Here is a 434-nt window from a genome sequence, read left to right on the forward strand (position 1 = left end):
GATCTCACTGGAGAATAAAAAAAGAGCGAATTATCTGCAAATTCTGCGGATTATTCGCTCTTTTTTTGTATCTTTGCCCTCAAACTTATCATCGGGTTCAAAGTTTAAGGATATGATATTAACGATTACAGGTTCAGACAGCACCGGAGGCTCTGGTGTGCAGGCAGACATCAGGACGATTGCCGAGTTGGGCGGTTATGCTGTTGCGGCGATAACCAGCATCACTGTGCAGAATACGCTTGGTATTCAGGAGTTCTTCGATATTCCTGCCGAGATTGTTTCGGGGCAGATTGAGGCTATCATGAACGATATGCAGCCTGATATTGTGAAGATTGGTATGATACGCAGGGTGGAGACGCTGAATGTGGTCATCGATGCGTTGACCAAGTACCGTCCTGCCCATATCATCTATGCCCCTGCCATCTGGTCGAGCC

At 47.0% G+C, this 434-nt stretch carries 1 protein-coding gene; it reads left to right on the plus strand.

Annotated elements, in window-relative coordinates; translation table 11 throughout:
- The coding region (locus D4A39_RS19255) for a bifunctional hydroxymethylpyrimidine kinase/phosphomethylpyrimidine kinase (protein WP_199699502.1) at positions 1–434 on the plus strand (434 nt) is incomplete at both ends.

Source organism: Alcanivorax profundi (genome assembly GCF_003597125.1).
In the GTDB taxonomy this organism is placed as follows: Bacteria; Pseudomonadota; Gammaproteobacteria; order Pseudomonadales; family Alcanivoracaceae; genus Alcanivorax; species Alcanivorax profundi.